The organism is Kribbella sp. NPDC050241 (genome assembly GCF_044459685.1).
Lineage (GTDB): Bacteria > Actinomycetota > Actinomycetes > Propionibacteriales > Kribbellaceae > Kribbella.
Genome location: NZ_JBITJE010000008.1, coordinates 60910 through 80074, shown reverse-complemented (window position 1 = coordinate 80074; position 19165 = coordinate 60910). Strand labels below are relative to the sequence as shown.

At 69.2% G+C, this 19165-nt stretch carries 19 protein-coding genes; 8 read left to right on the top strand and 11 right to left on the bottom strand.

What is annotated here, in order from left to right; all coding sequences use genetic code 11:
* Position 1: 1 nt before the first annotated feature.
* Both ACIBG5_RS31285 and ACIBG5_RS31280 read left to right on the top strand, forming a co-directional pair.
* Positions 2-766, top strand: coding sequence for an isocitrate lyase/phosphoenolpyruvate mutase family protein (locus ACIBG5_RS31285; protein ID WP_396395095.1), 765 nt, complete (start codon positions 2-4; stop codon positions 764-766).
* An 86-nt stretch (positions 767-852) separates the two neighbouring features.
* Complete coding sequence (locus ACIBG5_RS31280) at positions 853-1062, top strand: antitoxin (RefSeq protein ID WP_396395094.1); 210 nt, start codon at positions 853-855, stop codon at positions 1060-1062.
* Positions 1063-1149: 87 nt separating this feature from the next.
* Here the strand turns inward: ACIBG5_RS31280 and ACIBG5_RS31275 are convergent, their stop codons facing one another.
* The 6 genes from ACIBG5_RS31275 to ACIBG5_RS31250 form a co-directional block, all read right to left on the bottom strand.
* Positions 1150-1989 carry a class I SAM-dependent methyltransferase gene (locus tag ACIBG5_RS31275; RefSeq protein ID WP_396395093.1) on the bottom strand — a complete coding sequence of 280 codons (840 nt, stop codon included), beginning with the start codon at positions 1987-1989 and terminating at the stop codon, positions 1150-1152.
* A 59-nt stretch (positions 1990-2048) separates the two neighbouring features.
* Positions 2049-2900 (bottom strand): hypothetical protein, encoded by an 852-nt coding sequence (locus ACIBG5_RS31270; RefSeq protein WP_396395092.1) that lies wholly within the window; start codon positions 2898-2900, stop codon positions 2049-2051.
* Positions 2901-2986: 86 nt separating this feature from the next.
* Positions 2987-3649: a hypothetical protein gene (locus tag ACIBG5_RS31265; protein WP_396395091.1), complete on the bottom strand. Its 663-nt coding sequence runs from the start codon at positions 3647-3649 to the stop codon at positions 2987-2989.
* Positions 3646-3888 carry a hypothetical protein gene (locus ACIBG5_RS31260; RefSeq protein WP_360452415.1) on the bottom strand — a complete coding sequence of 81 codons (243 nt, stop codon included), beginning with the start codon at positions 3886-3888 and terminating at the stop codon, positions 3646-3648. Before ACIBG5_RS31260 ends, ACIBG5_RS31265 begins: the two co-directional genes overlap by 4 nt.
* Before the next feature lie 5 nt (positions 3889-3893).
* On the bottom strand, positions 3894-4607 hold the full coding sequence (locus ACIBG5_RS31255) for a hypothetical protein (RefSeq protein WP_396395090.1): 714 nt from the start codon (positions 4605-4607) through the stop codon (positions 3894-3896).
* Between the two features lie 37 nt (positions 4608-4644).
* Complete coding sequence (locus ACIBG5_RS31250) at positions 4645-4995, bottom strand: hypothetical protein (RefSeq protein ID WP_396395089.1); 351 nt, start codon at positions 4993-4995, stop codon at positions 4645-4647.
* Positions 4996-5253: 258 nt separating this feature from the next.
* On the opposite strand from ACIBG5_RS31250, the gene ACIBG5_RS31245 reads away from it, so the two are divergent.
* The 3 genes from ACIBG5_RS31245 to ACIBG5_RS31235 are packed head-to-tail and all read left to right on the top strand — an operon-like array spanning position 5254 to position 8097.
* Entirely contained in the window at positions 5254-6411 is a 1158-nt protein-coding gene (locus ACIBG5_RS31245) for a sensor histidine kinase (protein WP_396395088.1), read from the top strand.
* Positions 6395-7462 (top strand): hypothetical protein, encoded by a 1068-nt coding sequence (locus tag ACIBG5_RS31240; protein ID WP_396395087.1) that lies wholly within the window; start codon positions 6395-6397, stop codon positions 7460-7462. Before ACIBG5_RS31245 ends, ACIBG5_RS31240 begins: the two co-directional genes overlap by 17 nt.
* Positions 7447-8097 (top strand): response regulator, encoded by a 651-nt coding sequence (locus ACIBG5_RS31235; protein WP_396395086.1) that lies wholly within the window; start codon positions 7447-7449, stop codon positions 8095-8097. Before ACIBG5_RS31240 ends, ACIBG5_RS31235 begins: the two co-directional genes overlap by 16 nt.
* Here ACIBG5_RS31235 and ACIBG5_RS31230 read toward each other — a convergent pair.
* Positions 8094-9068, bottom strand: a complete 975-nt coding sequence (locus ACIBG5_RS31230) for a phosphotransferase (protein ID WP_396395085.1) — start codon at positions 9066-9068, stop codon at positions 8094-8096. The genes ACIBG5_RS31235 and ACIBG5_RS31230 overlap by 4 nt on opposite strands.
* 225 nt (positions 9069-9293) lie before the next feature.
* On the opposite strand from ACIBG5_RS31230, the gene ACIBG5_RS31225 reads away from it, so the two are divergent.
* Positions 9294-10028, top strand: a complete 735-nt coding sequence (locus ACIBG5_RS31225) for an SDR family NAD(P)-dependent oxidoreductase (RefSeq protein ID WP_396395084.1) — start codon at positions 9294-9296, stop codon at positions 10026-10028.
* Here ACIBG5_RS31225 and ACIBG5_RS31220 read toward each other — a convergent pair.
* A complete protein-coding gene (locus ACIBG5_RS31220) occupies positions 9987-11507 on the bottom strand; it encodes an FGGY-family carbohydrate kinase (protein WP_396395083.1) in 1521 nt (506 codons plus the stop codon). The two genes, ACIBG5_RS31225 and ACIBG5_RS31220, sit on opposite strands and share 42 nt — an antisense overlap.
* An 81-nt stretch (positions 11508-11588) precedes the next feature.
* Between ACIBG5_RS31220 and ACIBG5_RS31215 the strand changes: the two genes are divergently transcribed.
* A complete protein-coding gene (locus ACIBG5_RS31215) occupies positions 11589-14045 on the top strand; it encodes a beta-galactosidase (protein WP_396395082.1) in 2457 nt (818 codons plus the stop codon).
* Here ACIBG5_RS31215 and ACIBG5_RS31210 read toward each other — a convergent pair.
* Positions 14042-15883, bottom strand: coding sequence for an ABC transporter ATP-binding protein (locus tag ACIBG5_RS31210; RefSeq protein WP_396395080.1), 1842 nt, complete (start codon positions 15881-15883; stop codon positions 14042-14044). The two genes, ACIBG5_RS31215 and ACIBG5_RS31210, sit on opposite strands and share 4 nt — an antisense overlap.
* Positions 15884-16032: 149 nt before the next feature.
* Between ACIBG5_RS31210 and ACIBG5_RS31205 the strand changes: the two genes are divergently transcribed.
* On the top strand, positions 16033-16458 hold the full coding sequence (locus ACIBG5_RS31205) for a MarR family winged helix-turn-helix transcriptional regulator (protein WP_396395077.1): 426 nt from the start codon (positions 16033-16035) through the stop codon (positions 16456-16458).
* A gap of 4 nt (positions 16459-16462) precedes the next feature.
* Here the strand turns inward: ACIBG5_RS31205 and ACIBG5_RS31200 are convergent, their stop codons facing one another.
* Together ACIBG5_RS31200 and ACIBG5_RS31195 are read right to left on the bottom strand one after the other, a co-directional pair.
* On the bottom strand, positions 16463-17110 hold the full coding sequence (locus ACIBG5_RS31200) for a response regulator transcription factor (protein WP_396395076.1): 648 nt from the start codon (positions 17108-17110) through the stop codon (positions 16463-16465).
* Entirely contained in the window at positions 17098-19062 is a 1965-nt protein-coding gene (locus ACIBG5_RS31195) for a histidine kinase (protein WP_396395075.1), read from the bottom strand. Before ACIBG5_RS31195 ends, ACIBG5_RS31200 begins: the two co-directional genes overlap by 13 nt.
* Positions 19063-19165: the final 103 nt, after the last annotated feature.

Here is a 19165-nt window from a genome sequence, read left to right as displayed (position 1 = left end):
GATGACTTTGGCAACCACTCTCCGGGCGCTGCACGTGCCCGGCACACCTGTCGTCCTGCCCAACGCCTGGGACGCGGCCGCGGCCCGGATGGTCGAGGCGGCAGGCTTCCCGGCCGTCGCGACCAGCAGTTTCGCCACCGCGACGATCCTCGGGTACGACGACGGCGAACACGTCCCGGTCGAGGACGTCCTGGCCGCGACGACCCGGATCGCGCGGTCGATCGCGGTGCCGCTGACGGTCGACTTCGAGCGTGGCTACCGGCTCGCCCCGGCCGAACTCGTCGAACGGTTCACCGCGACCGGTGCCGTCGGCCTCAACCTCGAGGACTCCGATCCCGCCACCGGCGCGATGATCGATCCGGCCGAACAGGCGGACTTCCTGGCCGCGATCCGGGCCGGAGCCGGCACCGAACTGGTGATCAACGCCCGGATCGACGCGTTCGTGCGCCGCGCCGGTTCACCCGAGGAGCAGTTGCGGACCGCCCTCGACCGCGCCGCCCGCTACCTCACCGCCGGCGCCGACTGTGTCTACCTGATCGGGGTCGGCGACCTCGACCTGATCGCCACGCTGACCAAGCAGATCGCCGGCCCGGTGAACGTCGGCTACGGCCAGGGTGCCAACTCCCTGGCCGACTACACCGCGGCCGGTGTCGCCCGCATCAGCTTCGGCCCCATGCTCCAGCGCCACCTGTACAGCAAGCTGTCCGACTCGGTGCTCCCCGCGCTCGTCGCCGACCGGAATCCGTTTTCCGACGACACTCCGTGATCAGGTGTGTGGAATCCGGGCGATCGGGTACGGCGGGATTTAGGTAGTGCCGGCAACCATCGACAGAACGGGGAAAGACGATGGGCATGTTCGACAACCTGAAGGACCAGGCGACCGAGGCCGTCGACGAGCACGGCGACAAGGTCAGCGAGGGCCTGGACAAGGCCGGCGAGTTCGCCAACGAGAAGACCGGTGGCGAGTACGGCGAGAAGATCGACCAGGGCACCGACTTCGCCAGGGACCGGCTGGACGGACTCGACGGTCAGAACGACGACATGCCGGACAACGAGTCCTGAGCACTCCGACTCGAGCAAAGGCCGAGCGGCCGCGGACCGACGTCCGCGGCCGCTCGCGGCTGCCTGCGGTTGCTCCGTAGCCTGCTGTCAGTGCCAGATGACGGCTTCGATCTCGCGGCGACGTTCGGAGAAGAGATCGTGATCGGCGGCCTCGCGGAGCAGGGCGCGGAGATCGGTCTCGAAAGCCGGCCGCTCGGCGCCGAACAGAGCAGGTGTCGAGCCGGAGAGGGAGAACACGGCGGCGACGAGGTCATCGACGGTGCGCTCCTCGACCTCGTCGCCACCGACGATGATTCGGGTCGGGCCGTCGTACCCGGCGGTGCGCATGATGTCCTCCTCGCCGCCACGGGTGCCGGTGGGTAGCAGGCTCTGCCCGGCGCGGCGGACAGGACCCAGGTAGCGGGTGACCAGCGCATCGATACCGTCCCACGGCGGGCGCGGGTGCGGGAGTTCGTCGTCGCCTTCGACGCCGCGATGCGTGGTGGCACCGACATGGACCCAGGCTCCACCTGGCTCCAGCACGTCGCGCATCCGCTCGGCGACGAGTGCCTGCTTCATCCAGTGGAACGACTGCGCGAACGTGACCACCCGGAAGCTGCCCAGCTCCGGCGAGATCTCCTCGGCCAGGAGCTTCCGCCACCGGATGTTGGTGATCCCGGCTCGCTCGGCGCGACCGGCCGCCACCGCGACCATGTCACCGTCCGCGTCGACACCGATGGCCTCTTCGAACAGCGGCGCGAACAACAGGGTCAGCGGTCCCGGGCCGCACCCCACATCGAGCAACCGGCCGCTGCCGTCGAGCCCGAGCTCGTCGCGCACCGCGTCCGCAAGCCCAACGGGGTAAGCCATCCGGCCGACCGCGTAGTGCTCGGCACTACCGGCGTACAGGCTCTCGTCCCAGGTCCAGTTCCACTCGCCGGTGTCCACCGCTCGAGACTAATCGAGGAGTGGTGACCACGCGACTGTGATTCGCTGGAGCGATGGGCTCAGGTCGTGTGAATCGGCACCGGGCGAACGCCCAGCGAGCGGACCGAGTCGTCGAGCAGCTGGTTGCCTCGGGCATCGATGGTGCAGCGCGCCGGGTCCGGGTTGCCGGACGGCACGTCCTTGACGCCGACGACGAGGTCGTCGACGAGGTTGGCCGGGAGCTGGTTCAGGTAGGTTGCCGCGGCCGCCACGCATTCGTCCGGTGTCGGTCGGCGGGTGCTTCCGGTGGCGACGTACTCTCGCGAATGCAGTTGTGAGCAGTTCACCGCACTCTGGGTCCGGCGGTCGAAGCAGCGCCGCCAGCCGGCCGCAGTCCCCTGCTGCAGGACGTTCTGAGCCGATCCCATCTGATCGTCAGCCGTCTGCACGGCGCAGCCTCCGCCCGGCGCCGTGACACCTCGAGCCGTGACGACGTCGATCGCCGGCGAACCACCCAGGAACCGTACGACCGTCGCCTGATCGCAGTTCGTTGCTCCCAGCAACTCCTCGAACCGATGCTTCTCCCGGCAGTCGACTGGTTGCCGCGAAGCAGCCCAGCACCGAGGCCCGGCAGGAGTCGTCGCCGCCGGACTGCTCGTCTGTCCGGTGCCGGCCGACGATCCTGCTCCGGCCGAGGACGGAGCGATGCTCGGGGCGGCCGGAGTCGGCGGCGGCTCCGACACCGGGACGTTGCCAAGGATCATCACGACAATCGTCAACGCGTAGCACCCGGCGGCACCGATCGCCGGGATCAGACGCATCCGCCTGTGACGCGACCACATCCTGTAGGCCAGCAGCACAGCACCTGCTCCCAGCACGATCAGCACGACGGCGGTGACCTGTGCCCAAATCGCGTTGGTGCCGTCGATCACCGACGGCACCCCGAGCGCAACCGGCAGGCCGGCCGACGCGACGAAGGGCCAGAGCTTCGTCGCGTCGCCGGAGGTGGGCTGCGTGTTCAGGACAGCACCATGTTCATCAGCACCGCCTCCACCTCACCGCTCCCGCAGCCGTCGGAGTCCTTCAGCGACAAGATGATCTTGAGCGCGTTCACCTTCTGTACCGGCAGGTCGAAGGCCGCGATCTGGTTCAGCTTCACGGTCTTCTGGTCGATGTACTGACTGTTGCCATCGACGCGAACCTGCAGGATCTGCTCCGAGCTCTCGGACGAGTTGCTCTCGCCGAACTCGAGCTTGATCTTGCTGAAGTTGTTCGCCAGCCGAAGCTCGAGAACCTGGCCGTACGAGTCTCCGCAACCGTTGAGGACGCCGCCGATCCCCGTCGCCTGTTTGCGGTCAGCGACGTCGTACCGGCCGTCGCGCCAACCGTCCGGGGACTTGAAGATGCTGCTCAGCGTCAGCGGGCGGTTGGCAGCCTCCGGCGGCAGCACAGCCGGCTTCTCGCTGTCTTCAGGTTCGCTCGGTTCCTCACTCGGCGGATCAACGGACGGTGTGTCCGTCGGGATTGTTTCGGTTGGTGTGGTCTCGGTTGAGGTCGGGCTTTCGGTGGGTGCCGGTGCGGTGGTCTGGGCTGCGACCGCACCGGTGTCCGGCGAGTCGTCGCCGCAGCCGGTCGCGGCCAGGCCGAGGAGCAGCACCGTAGCCAGGATGCGCAGCTTCATGGCCGCCTCCGGAATGCGTCGGATCCGGCGGACTCGGTCATCCTGGGCAGGACGCCGACCGCGTACGCGATCGCCAGCAGGATCCCCACCGGCAGGAACAACAGGCCGAAGACGAGACCGCTGACCCAGTAGGCGCGGTTCCGGTCGGCTTCGACCCAGGCGTACGACGGGCGTCGTACGGCATCGATCACCGCGGCGATGGTGATCAGGTAGCACACAACGATGAGTGCGGTCAGCATCGGCGTCACACCGTCCGCGGGTAGGCGGTCGCGGGCTTGGCCTGCCAGGACGTCGGCATCGCGTAGACCGCGAACTTCTTCGGTTGCGGCCGGGCGAGCTCGGGTGACTCGGCGAGTTGCCGGAAGCCGGCGAGTTCGTCGTCGGTCAGCGTCTCGTGCGTCGTGCGGTACCGCACAGCGCGCAGCATGATCGCGCGGGCGACTGCGCCCGAGTCGGTCTCCTTGGGCAGATTCAGGTCGACCACGAGCAGCCTGGACGGATCCGCCGTACCGTCGCGAACGACGAGCCGCAGTACCTCCTCGTCGAGCCAGCTCTGCTTCGGGCTGAAGCCGACCGAGATCAGCCACGGGTAGCGGATATGCCCGACCAGCGCGGTGCCACGGCTGCGGCGCGCCGCTCTGAGCTTGCTGACCGCGTTGAGCATCAGCGCTGTACCGGGAGTGCCGACCCAGCCGCCGCCCTTGTCGTACTTCGAACACAGCAGGATCACTCGTGCGTCGGTGATGACCACCTCGGCCCGGATCTCCCGCACCTCGACGACGGTCCGGGCCTTTCCGCCACCAACGTCCCGCACTGCAATCGCCCGCGCCACCAACTGCTGCGCCGAATCCCCGTCCAGCAACTCCTGGTTGACCTTCCCACCCCCATCCAGCCCAGGAAACATCGTCTCGTCCCCCGCCTCCCCCACGCCCCTGACACAGAGCACATCAAACGTCATACATCCCCCCTCATCAGTAGTAGTTCACCCACCCGCCTCAGAAGTTGAGGCCGAGTGGATGGCCGCAGGTGTCCGCGATGGCGATGGTCGCGTTGCGGAGCTCGTTCAGGGTCGTGGACTTGCTCTTCGAGATCTTCTTGATCCCGTCCGCCGACGCCTGCACCGCGGTCGATCCGTCGTACCGCGCCGCCGTGCCGGCCAACTCACCCGCCGCCCGGAACACCCCGTTGTCGCTGAACACACCCCGGTACAACTCGTTGCTGACGGCGTCGAAATCTGTGCAGAGCTCGTCCTTGGTCGCCGGGCCATGGGCGGCACACCCGCTCAGGACCGACAGCACCGCCGCCGTCCCCACCATCCATCGACTGCCGATCTTGTGCCGATTCATCTCTCCCCCTCGCAGCTGTGACTCGGCTGCCGTTCCCCGCACCGACGGTACGGGCCGGCGGGTACGGCGAGGGACCTCCGAACGGAGGTCATTCCCGCTTGAGGTTCGGTCGCTCTGTGTTGTTGACGGTCGCGATTCGGGCGGGCAAGGTATTGCTGCGGCAGGGAACCGCATGGGGGGATGTTGATCGACACAAACAGGCTTCTCGCTGATGCGAGGGCCTCGGTTTCACGCGCGCCAGTGCCTGAGGATCTGGCCTTGGAACGCGGCGCTCCTGATCGCGCACTGGACCGCTTCGCGGCCGTCTACGGCCTCGCCCTGCGGCTCGGCACCGTCGGCCTCGGCGCCATCGCGGCTGTCTTGAGTCTCGCGCCACCGGTCGCACCGCGCTGGCTCGTGCCGGTCCTCGGTGGACTCGCCGTGTGGTGCCTGCTCTTCCTGTCGGTGGTGGTCCGGCACGGACTGACGCACCGCCTGGTCGTTGCCGACAGCCTCATCGTCTGCGCGATCCTCCTACTACAAGGCCATCTGGTCTCAGCCGCCGAGCTTCCGAACAGCTCTGCCTGGCTGCTGCCGATCGCCACCGCCGCGGTCCTGCTGGCTCAACTACGGCTCCGGCCGGCCGTCGGCGTGCCGATCGGCATACTCATCAGCGCCGCCCACACCCTGGGTCAGACACTTGCGACAGACTTCCAGCCGTCGATGCTCATCGGCGCCGGAATCCTGGTGATCCAGACCGGACTGGCGGCAGCCACAGTCCAGCTCGTACGTCGTGCCGGACGCGCCGCCGAGCTCGAGTGTGAGCGCCAAGCCCTGCAGGATCGGGAGGCGCAAGTGGCAGCGGCCCGGCGCGCCGACGAGCGCGAACACTTCCGCCAGCTGCACGACACCGCGCTCGCGACGTTGACGATGGTCGGCTCCGGCTCGGTCCGATCGGGCTCTGCGATCCTGCATGCCCGCGCCGCATCAGACGCCGCGGCACTGCGTGCACTGTCCGCCGGGCCGTCCCGGTCCGATCGGCAGGAGCGGCTCGACGACAGGCTGCGCTCCGTCATCGAGACCGAAGCCGCCGACTTGGACGTTGCCGCTGCGCTGCCCGTGGTGTCCGTCCGCGCCGACGTCGCCGTCGCCATCTCGGCGTGCGTCGGCGAGGCGCTGCGGAACGTCGTACGGCACTCCGGAGTCGACTCCGCCAGTGTCGGAGTCTCGGTCGACCGGGCGGGACGGCTGCGCGTCGACATCCGCGATCGCGGCCGCGGCTTCGACGTACGGGCGATCGGCGCCCACAGCCGCGGTGTGCGGGAGTCGATCCTGGGGCGGATGGCGGACGTCGGCGGAGTGGCCGAGGTCTTGTCGATGCCGGCCGGCGGTACCCGGGTCGTCCTGCGGTGGGGTGACGGTGACCGGCGAGGGTGATCAAGCGGCGAGGATCCGGTCCGGCCTCGCCCGCGCACTGGACATCAGCGTCGTGGTCATCGTCGGCGTCTGGCATGTCGTCTACGTCCTGCCGTCACTCGTCCTCAGCGCCGGGCTCTACCGCGCGGCCGGCGCGGAGCTCGTCGCCTGGGCGCTGCTCGCGGCTCTGTTGGTGCACGGCTCGATCAGGCTGCTGACCGGCCGACCGGCCTTCGCTCACTGGTGGCGGTCGGCGGCGGCGGTGATCGCCGCGGGCGCGCTCGCGGTCTCGATGGTTCCCGGCGACCAGATCACCGGCGCCCCGAACTGGGCCTTCGGTGACGTCGTGCTGATCGGTGTGCTGCTGATGCTGCGCGAGCGGCTGATCGCGTTCGGCGTGGTCTTCCTCGCGAACATCCTGCTGAACCTGTCGGTCCTGCTGCTCACCGACCATCACATCGACCTGACCGTCATCGCGCGCTTCCTGGTGATCGCCTGCGCGGGCGGCATACTGGTCCCGTCGGCGGTGCTGCTCGCGGCGCGCGCGCTCGACGACGCGGCCGCGGTGGCGGGATTCGCGACGGCGCAGCGAGCCGAGTCGAGCGCGGACCGCGAGGTCGCCGACGCACTCCACGAAGCTCGCAGAGACCGCTACGAGTCGCTCCGCGGCCAGGTCGCGCCGCTGCTCGACGGCCTCGCGGACGGGTCGCTCGACCCGGATTCTCCCGACGTACAGCGCCGCTGCGCGATCGAGGCAGCCCGGCTCCGGCGGCTGTTCGCTGAGTCCGACGACGTACCGGATCCGTTGCTGCACGAGGTGCGCGCCTGCGTGAACGTCGCCGAGCGCCGCGGCGTACTGGTCGAGCTCGCGACGGCCGGCCCGTTGCCGGAGCTCCCACTCGAGGCCCGCCGCATCCTCACCGAGCCGGCGATCGAAGCACTCGTCGCGTCGAGCACCTGGGCCCGCGTCACGGTGTACGGCGGCCCGGGCGAAGTGATCGTATCGGCGGTCGGCGACCAGGCCGGACGACCGGATCCCGTGTGGCTGGAGGCCAGATGGCAGCATCAGTGACGGTGGCCGTGGTCGACGATCACCCGGTGGTGATCGAAGGCGTCCGGACCTGGATCGGCCAGGACGCGGCTGCTCGGGTCCGGATCGTCTCGGCCGGACCGGACCTCGACGCGGCGGTCAACGGCGCCGGTCGGCACGCGGACGTGATCCTGCTCGATCTCGAGCTCGAGGGGCGGCTGATGATCGACGCGATCGCCGGACTCGCCGACGGCGGACGCCGTGTCATCGTGTTCTCCCAGCACTCCGGCGAGGAGATGGTGCGCGCCGCCCTCGACGCCGGAGCCATTGCCTACGTCACCAAGCAGGAGGGGCCACGCCACCTGGTCGACGCCATCGTTGCGACCGGGCACGATCGGCCCGCCGTACCTCCGGCGATGGCCGGTGTGATGGTCGCCGATCAGCGACCCCGGCTCGCGCCGCAGGAACGGACGGCGTTGCTGCTCTGGTTCCAGAGCCGGTCGAAGGCCGCGGTGGCCGAGCGGATGGGAATCCGCGAGACGACGGTGAAGCAGTACATCGACCGAGCACGGATCAAGTACGGGCAGGTCGGTCGGCACGCGGCAGGCAAGGCGGCCTTGCTCGCCCGCGCCATCGAAGACGGCCTGGTCCGCCCGGACGAGATCGATGACCTCTAGCCCACCAGGCTCCGCAGGCCGGCGAGCTTGCCGGGGAACTCGGTGAGCAGCTTCGTGACGGCCTGCTCGGGGTCGGTCATCCAGCGGGCGGCCGGGATGTCCCCGAGGCAGACCAGGACATGCTCGAACAGGACGTGGAGGTCGTGGCGGGACTCGCTCAGGAAGAGGTCTTGACCGGGCCAACTCACGTCGCCACCTGCAGCTGTGTACGCCGTCAGGATGCTCGTGATCGGCTCTTGCCGACCGGCCGCGAAGATGTAGGCGACGCGGGCGGCCTCCAGGGCAGCGCTGTCGACGCGGACACTGTCCCAGTCGACCAGGACCGGACCATCCTCGGTGATCAAGAGGTTGTGGGTCTTGAAGTCGCCATGGGTCACGACACAGTCCGGCGCGAGCTCGCAGACGTTCTGGATGCGGTCGGTCAGGTCGAGGATCAGAGGCAGCCGGTCCCACGCCAGGTCCGCCCACTCCTTGCCGCGCTCCTGCGCCGCCGTGAACCACTTCTCCCAGTCGGCGCGCGGGCGGAGCGCCGTACGCCACCAGTCCGGTAAGCCGGACGCGCCCAGCGGTTGCAACTGGTGGACCGTGGCCATGGTGCGGCCGAGCCACTCGGTGATGTCGTCGTCGGGGGCCGGCGGGCGATTCTCGATCCAGCGGTAGACGCGGAAGAGACGCTCGTTGATGCGGGTGATCCAGCCGAGCACAGGATCGACCGGGGCGATCGGCTCGGCCTGGTCGACCCCCGCGGCCAGCGCCCGGTTCTCGAACGCCATCGCCACTGCGAGCTGATCGGTCAGACCGCCGGGCGTGAACTGAGCGGTCGAGGACCAGTACCCCTTCACGAAGTAGCTGCCGGTCACAGTCTCGAGCCGCCACGTGTCGGTGTCGCCGCGTCGTACCAGGATCAGCTCGCCGACTGGCTCCCCCAGTGCGAAGGCTTCGCCGATCACGTCAGCGGTCGGTGCGTACATGTCCTCACCAACGTCTCCGGTCGACCCATCGTGCCCGGACGGCGGGCCGAGTGCGACTGGCTGACTGCGGCCGGTGAACGATGGGTTGCCGCGACAGAAAACTGTCCAGGAGTACTTCGATCCGGGCGGGTTGGCGTCGTAGGCTGCGTGGCAGCGCACCGTCTGGGCGCCGCAGGGGGGAACTGCTATGAGTGAGTTTTGCCTGCCTTCGGGCGTGGGGAAGCTATGAATCCGCTGGGGCGGATGCTGGTGTGGATCTCCGGCGCATCGGCCGGACTCGGGGCGGCGTTGGCAGCGACGATTCCGTTCGAGGCGGATCTGATCGACATCTCCCGGCGCGGCGGGACGCCGGGTGCGTTTCACGTGGCGGTGGATCTGGCCGATCCGGCGTCCTGGCCGGTGGTGGCCGACGATTTCGATCGGCGGCTGTCCAGGTTCGACGGGGACACGGTGGTGTTCATCCACAACGCCGGCACGCTGGCCCCGCTGGGGCCGGCCGGCCGGGTCGACACCGAGGAGTACACGCGCAACGTGCTGCTCAACTCAGCCTCGGCGCAGGTCCTCGGCCAGGCGTTCCTGCAGGCGGTCGCCGAGAAGCCGTACAACCAGCACCTGATCATGGTGTCCTCGGGCGCGGCCAAGCACCCGCACGAAGGCGAGTCGAGCTACTGCGCCGGCAAGGCCGCGATCGACCAATGGGTGCGAACGGTCGGGCTGGAGCAGGACCGCCGAAGTCCGGGCTGCCGGGTGATCTCGGTGTCACCCGGCGCCGTCGACACCGCTATGCAGGCCGAGCTGCGAGCCACCACCGAAGAGCAGGTGCCGGACGCCCGGCGCTTCCGCGAACTGGATGCACAGGGCCTACTCGCCAAACCGGAGGACGTCGCCCGGTCCATCTGGTCGCTGCTCGACCGCGATCTACCCAACGGCACCGTGCTCCATATCAGCGACGTCACCTGACGACTGCACCGAGCGGGCCAGCCGGTGCACCTGGGGACGGGTCGCCGGGTACAACTCGCCGTACGTCTGGAAGAGGGTGGCATAGACGGACGCCGTCGACGGATCTGGCTGGATCGTGTGATCCAGCCGGGCCCAGTCCGTCTCCGGTGGCACGAGACCGACCCCGATCGCCGCGAGCAGTGCATCGCCGTACGACGCTCCGATCGTCTCTGTGGGCACCTGCTGGACCAGACCACTCACATCACTCACGATCTGCGTCCACAGTCCGCCCTGCGTGCCGCCACCGACCGCGACGATGCGGGTCGGCCGCCCAGCCGCTTCCTCGAAGGACTCCACGATCTGCCGCACACCACAAGCGATTCCCTCGTACGCCGCCCGCAGTAGATGGCCACGCCGGTGGCGCAGAGTCAGTCCGGCGATCACGCCACGCGCGAGCGGGTCGTAGATCGGTGTCCGCTCCCCGCTGAAGTACGGCAACATCACCAAGCCCTCGCTCCCCGCGGGAACCGCGGCGGCCTCGGCGACCAGCGTCTCGAACGGCACGCCACCGGTCAGGTCCTGCAGCCAGGTGGTGATTGTGCCGGACGTCGCCATCCCCGCAGCCAGTGTGTGGGTTGACTGCTCGACCCCAGAGGTCGTCCAGAGCCCGCGCACACTCGTCGGCGCAGTCAACACCTGCACGAAGAACATGGTGGAGCCGTACATCAGCATCAGGTCGCCAGGACGTCGTACGCCGACGCTGAAGGCCTCTGCCCACGCGTCGACTGTGCCTGCGACGACCGGAGTCCCTTCGGCGAGTCCAGTCGCCGCAGCCGCGGCCGCATGGACCACTCCGACCTGGTCCGAGGGCCACACCAAGCGCGGCAGTGCCAGACCTGGCAGCACCTGCTCAACCCAGTCGGTCGCCCAGTCCTGCGTGTGGATGTCGTAGAAGGGGTCGCACTGGCTGGCGGTGTGGTGGTCGAGCACCCACTCACCGGTCAGCCGAGCCACGACGTACGTGTGCGCGCTGAACCACCGGTCCTGTGGTCGCCACGCCTCGCCGGCCTCCCGGCGCAACCACACCAACTTCGGACCGATCGCCTGGCTGGACAGGTCCTTGCCACAGCGTCGCAGGATCGCGTCCGCGCCGAGCTGTGTGGTGATCTGGTCGATCTCCACCGTCGCGCGGGTGTCGACGCCGTACAGGACGGCCGGCCTTCGCGGGCGGAGTTGCTCATCGGTCTGGACGACGCATGGTCCGAGGCCGGAGACGCAGACGGCCTCGATCCGGTCGTCCGGATGCGTCGAGGTCAGCTCGCTCAGCACCTCCGCGACGTCACCCCACCAGTCGCGTTCGGCGTCCATCTCGGCCCAGCCCGGCCGCGGCAGATCCGGGGCGTGGTCTCGTCGCGCGACGGCTCGTACCGTCCCGTCGATGGTGGTCAGGACGGCCTTGGTACTGCCGGTGCCGATGTCGACTCCGATGACGAGGTTCACGCCTCCACCCTGCGTCGCTCCGGCGCCACGGTGCAAGACGGTACCTGGCGACCACCGGCCGACTCTGATCTTGTTGGCTCCATGAGTTCAGTGGAACTGGATGCCCGGGGCATCCGCATCGACGGCGAACCGCGGGTCGTGCTGTGTGCGTCCCTCTTCTACTTCCGGCTGCCCCGGGAGCAGTGGCGGGCGCGACTCGACCAGGTCCGGGCCTCGGGGTACACCTGCATCGACGTGTACCTGCCGTGGAACTTCCACGAGCTCGCGCCCGGCCGGTGGTCGTTCGAGGGCCGGCGTGATGTCGCTGCCTTCCTGGACCTCGCCCAGGAGGCCGGGCTGCACGTGATCGCCCGGCCCGGGCCGTACATCTGCTCGGAGTGGGACGGCGGCGCGCTCCCGGCCTGGCTCGGGCTCGACCCGTCGCTGCGGATCCGCGACAACCAGCCCGGCTTCCTGGCCGCCGTGACGGCCTGGTTCGACCAGGTGCTGCCGATCCTGGCCGCTCGCCAGCACGGCGCTGGTGGCTCCGTGATCATGGTTCAGCTGGAGAACGAGTTGGACTTCTTCGACTGCGACGACCGGCCCGGGTACATCACCGCGCTGCGGAACCAGGCGGTTGCCCACGGCATCACCGTGCCGCTGATCGCCTGCGCCGGCCAGGGTGACCTGTTCGGTGCCACTGGCAACGTCGCGGACGTCGTACCGGCGTGCAACTTCTACCCGAACGACGACTCGCCGGACATCGAGGCTGAGGTACGCCGGTACGCGGACCTGCTCTCGGATCGCGCGCTGCCGTTGCTGATCACCGAGACAAACCGGCGGCATCGGACCCTGCGGCGGCTGCTGGCCAGTGGTGCGTCGCTGCTCGCGCCGTACCTGCAGGCATCGGGCTGGGACTTCGGCTACACCCCGTCGAGCGGGAACTGGGGTAAGCCGGGCAACTTCATGAGCCATGGCTACGACTTCGGCGGGTACGTGTCGTCGACTGGAGTGGAGCGGCCCGAGTACGCCGAGGCGCAGTTGCTCGGGCGTGTGATCGATGCACTGGGATCGCGGCTGGCGCTGGCGACACCCGGGGCGCCCGTTGAGGTGACGACCGACTTCCCGACCAGCTCGGCACCGGCGGCGTTGGACCTGGATGGCGGTGGACAGGTGGTCGCCGTACCGAATCTCGGCCGCAGCGATGGGCGAGCGCTGGTCAACGGGGTATCGGTGGCGGTCGCGGCGGACTCTTGTCCGTTGATGCTGATCGACGTCCCGCTGGGAGACACGATGTTGACCTTGGCGTCGGCGGATGTGGTGGAGCTGGCGAACGACGGCCTGGTGTTCTGCTCGGCGGTACCGGTGACTGTTGTCATTGGCAACAGCCCGGTGGAGATCGCGGTCGGGTCGACCGAGCTCGTCGACGGCGTCAGCGTCACCGTGCAGCCGCGAGCTGCCGTGGTGCCTCCTGAGAATCCTTCGTCGCAAGAGGTTTCCGCTGTGCGACGACGGACCACGGCAGCACCGGAGACACCAGCGGGCAAGCACGAGCTGGCGCCGACGCTGGAGTCGCTCGGCGTCTATCGCGGGCGGGGGATCTACACCGCCACGGCCGCGCTGACCAACGAACTGCTGCTCGTGGGTGCGGCCGACATTGTCGACCTGTCGATCGGCGGCCGGCTTCATACGTTCGCAGGATTCGGCGCGACCCGGCGGATCGACGTTCGCGGGCTCACGGGCGAGATCCGTGCCACCGTGGAGATCTGGGGTCACGCGAACTTCGACGACGCCCGCTTGCCGGCACTCCGGCTCGGCGCGCTGCGTGGTCTGGGCAGTCTCTGGACGGTCGTCGGAACCGAGGACATCTCGGCGTTGTGGACGGTCGAGGGCCACTGGGCGGGCGACCCTGCGCCGACGCGAGTACTCACTGGGTGGAGCAGCACTCGTGTGGGTACGCCGGTCACCTACACGCGACGCATCTCCGCCGAGACCACGACCGCTCTGCACCTGCACGGCGCCCACGTGCCGGTCGACGTGTCCGTGGACAACGGTGAGCCGATCACGGTCCACGCCGAGAATCCTTGGATGCTGCTGCGGGCCGGGACCAAGCAGATCTCCGTCACCGTGCCGCATGACCCGAGCGGTGGGCGTCTCCGCGCCGAGCTGCTCAGTCTGGAGCCGGTGACGGGCTGGACGTGTGCTGTGCAGGACGACGAGTTGCTGACTGCCTTTGCCGGTCGCGGTGGGCCGGGGCAGGACGTCGTACTGCCGCTGGCTGTGCGGCTGGGTGAGGAGGCGTGGCTCGAGGTGGATCTGCCGGCCTCCGAGACCGGCTATCTGCTCCGCCCGGAAGGTGTGCAGGTGCGGGTGACCGCGTGGTCGTCCGGCGAGTGCATCGGGCGGGTGTGGACAGGCGAACGCCCGGCCTTCGCCGGCGGAGATCCTGACGTGCTGTGGATCCCGCCGCGTTGGGCCGGGCTCACGCTGCTCGTGACCGGAGTGGCCGGTCCAGCTGATCCGGAACTGCGCCGTCTCAGGCTCGACTCGGCAACCTAGGCAGCCTTGGCGAATTGGGTGGTGTAGAGCTCGGAGTAGAGGCCGCCCGCAGCCAGGAGTTGGTCGTGGGTGCCGCGTTCGCGGATCCGGCCCTCGTCCAGGACGAGGATGACGTCGGCGTTGCGGATCGTCGACAGCCGGTGCGCGATCACCAGCGACGTACGCCCGACCAGCGCGTTGGCGAGCGCGGCCTGGACCGCAGCCTCGGACTCGGAGTCGAGGTGGGCCGTCGCCTCGTCGAGGATGACGATCGACGGAGACTTGAGGAGCAGCCGGGCGATCGCGAGACGCTGGCGTTCACCACCGGACAACCGGTAGCCACGGTCGCCGACCACGGTGTCGAGGCCGTCGGGCAGGCTGTTCACCAGGGTCGCGATCTGGGCGGCCTCGAGTGCCGTCTGCAGCTCCGCCTCGGTTGCCTCCGGGCGGGCGAGCAAGAGGTTGGCGCGGATCGTGTCGTGGTACATGTGCGAGTCCTGGGTCACCACGCCGATGACGGATCGCAGTGAGCTCTGGGTCACCTCGCGGACGTCCCGCCCACCGACCAGGATGGCGCCGTCGGTCACGTCGTACATCCGGGACACCAGGGACGAGAGCGTGGTCTTGCCGGCGCCGGACGGACCGACAACGGCGACCATCTGGCCGGGTTCGACGGTGAAGCTGACGTCCTTCAGGACCTCTTCGCCGGTCTCGGCGGACAGCGTTGCGACCGACTCCAGCGAGGCGAGCGACACCTCCGCGGCCGACGGGTAGTGGAACGAGACGTGGTCGAACTCGATCGACGGTTCGACCGTCGGCGGCAGTTCCTTCGCATCCTTGCGGTCGGCAACCATCGGCGGGAGGTCGAGCACCTCGAGGACGCGCTCGAAGCTGACCAGCGTGGTCATGACGTCGACCTGGAGATTGGAGAGTGCGGTCAGCGGGCCGTACAGCCGGGTGAGGTAGGCGGTCAGCGCAACGACAGTGCCGATCCCGAGCGCCCCTTCGACCGCGAAGACCCCGCCGACGCCGTACACCAGGGCGACCGCAAGGGCCGCGACCAGGGTGAGCGAGACGCGGAAGACTCCGGCGTACATCGAGGTGGTGACGCCGATGTCGCGCACCCGCGCGGCCTTGCCGGCGAAGTCACGGGACGAGTCCTGCGTCCGGCCGAACACCTTGGCCAGTACGGCGCCCGCGACGTTGAAGCGCTCGGTCATCGTCTGGGCCATGGTCGCGTTCAGCCGGTAGGTCTCGGCGGTCGCCTCGCGCAACCGGCCGGCGATCAGCCGTGCGGGCAGCACGAACAGCGGCAGCAGGACGAGGGCGAGCAGAGTGATCTGCCACGACATGACGAACATGGCGCCGAGCACGAGAACGACGCTCAGCACGTTGCTGACCACGTTCGACAGAGTTGAGGTGAACGCCTGCTGGGCGCCGAGGACGTCGCCGTTCAGGCGCTGGATCAGCGCACCGGTCTGGGTGCGGCTGAAGAAGGCGACCGGCATCTGCTGGACGTGATCGAACACGGCAGTGCGCAGGTCGTAGACGAGTCCTTCGCCGATCCGGGACGAGAACCAGCGCTCCGCCAGCGTGATCGCGCTGTTGGCGATGGCGAGCAGCGCAACCACGAGGGACAGCCACACCACCACCTGGGCATCGCCCGGGACGATGCCGCGGTCGATGATCGCGCGGAAGAGCAAGGGGGTGACGGCGCCGGTACCGGCGTCGAAGGCGACGAGGACGAGGAACACGGCCAGAAAGCCGCGGTAGGGACGGGCGAACGTCATGATGCGGCGCAGGGTGCCCGCAGTGAGCTTGTGGTGGCGGACGGAGGAGTCCTTCAGCAGCGATCGCATGGCGCGACCGCCGCCGGCTCCCGCGCCCGGAAGTCCGGAGATCTGTGACATCTGAGCCTTTCGGTCGGGGACGACATATACTGAGGCTAACTCACTATGAGCTAAACTCACAAGTCCCCTACATCCCGGCTCACCACTAGGCTCAGTTCGTGCACGCACCGGAAGACACCGCTGAACAGATCGCGGCCCTGCTCGAGGGCATCGTTCGCCGTCAGCGCCGCGCGACCAAGGACGGCGTGGGTGAGAGCGTCACCCACGGCCAGTTCCGGGTGCTGCGCACCCTCGACCAATCCGATCAGGCCCTCCGCCTGAGCGAGCTGGCGACCCGGCTCGGCATCGTCCCGCGCTCCGCGACCTCCGTCGTCGACGACCTGGAGGCCGCCCACCTGGTCGCCCGCCACCCGGACCCGGGCGATCGCCGCGCCACCCTGGTCACCCTCACCCCCGCCGGCACCGAGGTCCTCACCACGATCCGCCGCACCCGCCGCGACGCCATGGTCACCCTCGTCGCCCGCCTCACCCCAGAAGAACAATCCACCCTCCACCAACTCCTCACCCGCCTCGCCCAGGACTGACCACCTACTCGTGGGAAGCGCCGAGGTGGGTCAGGACGGCGAGGACCCGGCGGTTGTCGTCCTGGGTCTCGGGGAGGGAGAGTTTGGTGAAGAGGTGGCGGACGTGGGCTTCGACGGTGCGTTCGCTGAGGTACAGGCGTTTGGCGATGCCGGTGTTGGTGAGGCCTTCGGCCATCAGTTCTAGGACCTCGCGTTCGCGGTCGGTCAGCGCGGTGAGCGGATCGCCCTCACGGCGGCGGGCGATCAGGCCGGCGACGACCTGGGGGTCGAGGGCTGAGCCGCCTCGGGCCACCCGTTCCGCCGCGGCGAGGAACTCCCCGACGTCGAGCACGCGGTCCTTGAGCAGGTACCCGAACCCGCCGAGGGACACGAGCTCGACCACGTGCGCCGTCTCGATGTGCTGAGACAGCAGCAGTACGCCGATCTCCGGGTGCGCGGCCTTCAGCTCCTGCGCCGCCCGGGCACCTTCGTCGCTGAACGTCGGGGGCATCCGGATGTCCGCCACGACAAGATCCGGCCGGTACGACGTCACCGTGGCAAGCAACCGGTCCGCGTCTCCGAGGGTCTCCACCACCTGGTGACCACCGTCGACGAAGAGCATCGCCAGCCCTTCCCGGAGCAGGACCTGGTCCTCCGCGATCACGACCCGCATGGCAGTTCCGCGACGAGGGTCGTACCGGCGCCCGACCGGCTCTGGATGCGGAAGGTGCCACCAAGAGCGGCGACTCGATCGGCCAGACCGGTGAGTCCGGTACCGTCCCGGGCCGCTGCGCCGCCGCAGCCGTCGTCGTCGACCGTCACGACCAAGTGGTCGCCGTCGCGACAGGCCCTCAGGGCCACGCGAGTCGCCTCGGCGTGTTTGACCGCGTTGGTGAGACCTTCACAGCAGATGAAGTAGGCGGCTGCCTCGACACCGGCATCGAGTCGCTCGGCGGGCACCTCCACGATCACGGGCAAAGGCGCCCGGCGTGCGAGGTCTTGACACGCAGGCCGCAGGCCGGAGTCGAGCTGCGTTGGCGGCAGACCGCGGGCGAGCTCGCGCAGCTCGTCGATCGCGACGCTCACCTCCGCGACCGCGCCGTCGAGGGTCGACCCGGCCGCCGCCGGCGACGACCCGAGCTGATGTTGCGCGTGCCGGAGTGCGAGACCGATGGACACCAGCCGCTGTTGAGCACCGTCGTGCAGATCGCGTTCGATCCGGCGGCGCTCGGCGTGGCCGGCGGCAACTATCCGCGCCCGCGACGCCTTCACCTCGGTCAGCTGCAGCCGCAGTTCGGCGCGCAGCCGAGCGATCTCGACGGCCAGCCCACTGTCTTCGACGACCCGGCGGAGCAGCTCCGGCCCGAGGCCGGCGGGACTGTCGTGCAGTACGACGCCGATCCGCTGATCGCCACGCTCGAGGATGATCCTGGCCCGGCCGTCCTCGACATCGCGGTCGGCACCGTCCAGGTCGACGTACCGCCGGCTCTCCGGCAGGAAGACGAACAGGTCGAGGCCGGGATCGGCGAGGATCTCGCGCAGCACGGTCCGCACCTCCTCTGGCGCCCGGCGGCCGGACCGGACGGCGTCGAGGAAGTCCGCCATCCGGTGCAGGGCGTCGTACCGGGACCGGTTGAAGCGGCGGTCGACCAGGTCCTGGAGGCGTCCGCGCAACGGCCGGAACAGCATCGCGCACACGACCGTCGCCGTCGCCGTGGCCCAGGCCGAACCGCGGCCCAGCAAGGTGCCGAGGGCAACGATCACCACCAGGTACGTCGCAGCCAGCAGAACCGTGAGTACGACGTACGCGACCGTTCGGCTGATGAACAGATCGATGTCGTAGAGGCGGTAGCGCAGGATCGCCGCCCCGGCGGCAAGCGGCAGCGCGGACAGCACCAGCGCGGCGAGGACTCCGGCCAACGGGGTGACGTACCAGAGCACGAACGTGATCGGCAGGACGATGCCGGCCACGCCCGCGGCCAGCGCGAACCATTTGAGCTGCTGGCGTTCCGTACCGCTGGAACGCCGGAAGCGAACCGCCAGCGATCCGGCCGCTGCGAGCAGCGAGCCGATGAAGAGTGGCATTCCGACGGCAAGGAAGACGCCGGTCGGCAACGAGTCGGTCGCCCACGGGTTGCGGCCGGTGGCGAAATCACGGCCGCGGTCCGGGCTCAGCGACCAGCCGAGCCCACTGAGCACGAGACCGGCCGCCCCGAGCCATGCGACGTAACGCCAGCGCGGACTCAGCAGCCGGCCGGTCGGGAACAGCAGGAAGGTGAGTGTCCAGCCGTATCCGCTGGGCAACCAGTTGATCGCGGCGATCCCGTCGCCGATGGCCCCACCCGGCCAGCCCTCGGCCGCGGCCCGCAAACCCCAGCCCTGGGCGAGATCCGCCGCGACCGCGTTCAGCAGACCGAATCCGCAGAACAGCCAGCCGATCGGGTTCTCCGGCCGGCGCCGGGCGATGACCGCGCCGACACCGACGGTGGTGAGGCCGAACACGGCGTACACGAGCGTGTCGTAGACGGGTTCGAGGCGCCAGGACAGGACGACCGCGGTGATCTCCACGATCACGGTCGTACCGAACAGCAGCGCCGGCAACAGCCGGCCGCGCCGGGCACCCACGCCACCATCGTGGCAGCGCACGGCGGTCCCGCCAACAGTGCTGGCACTGACGCGGATCCGCGCAGCGGCTCGCGTACTGGCGCCGATGCGCGGGAGGCAGGTC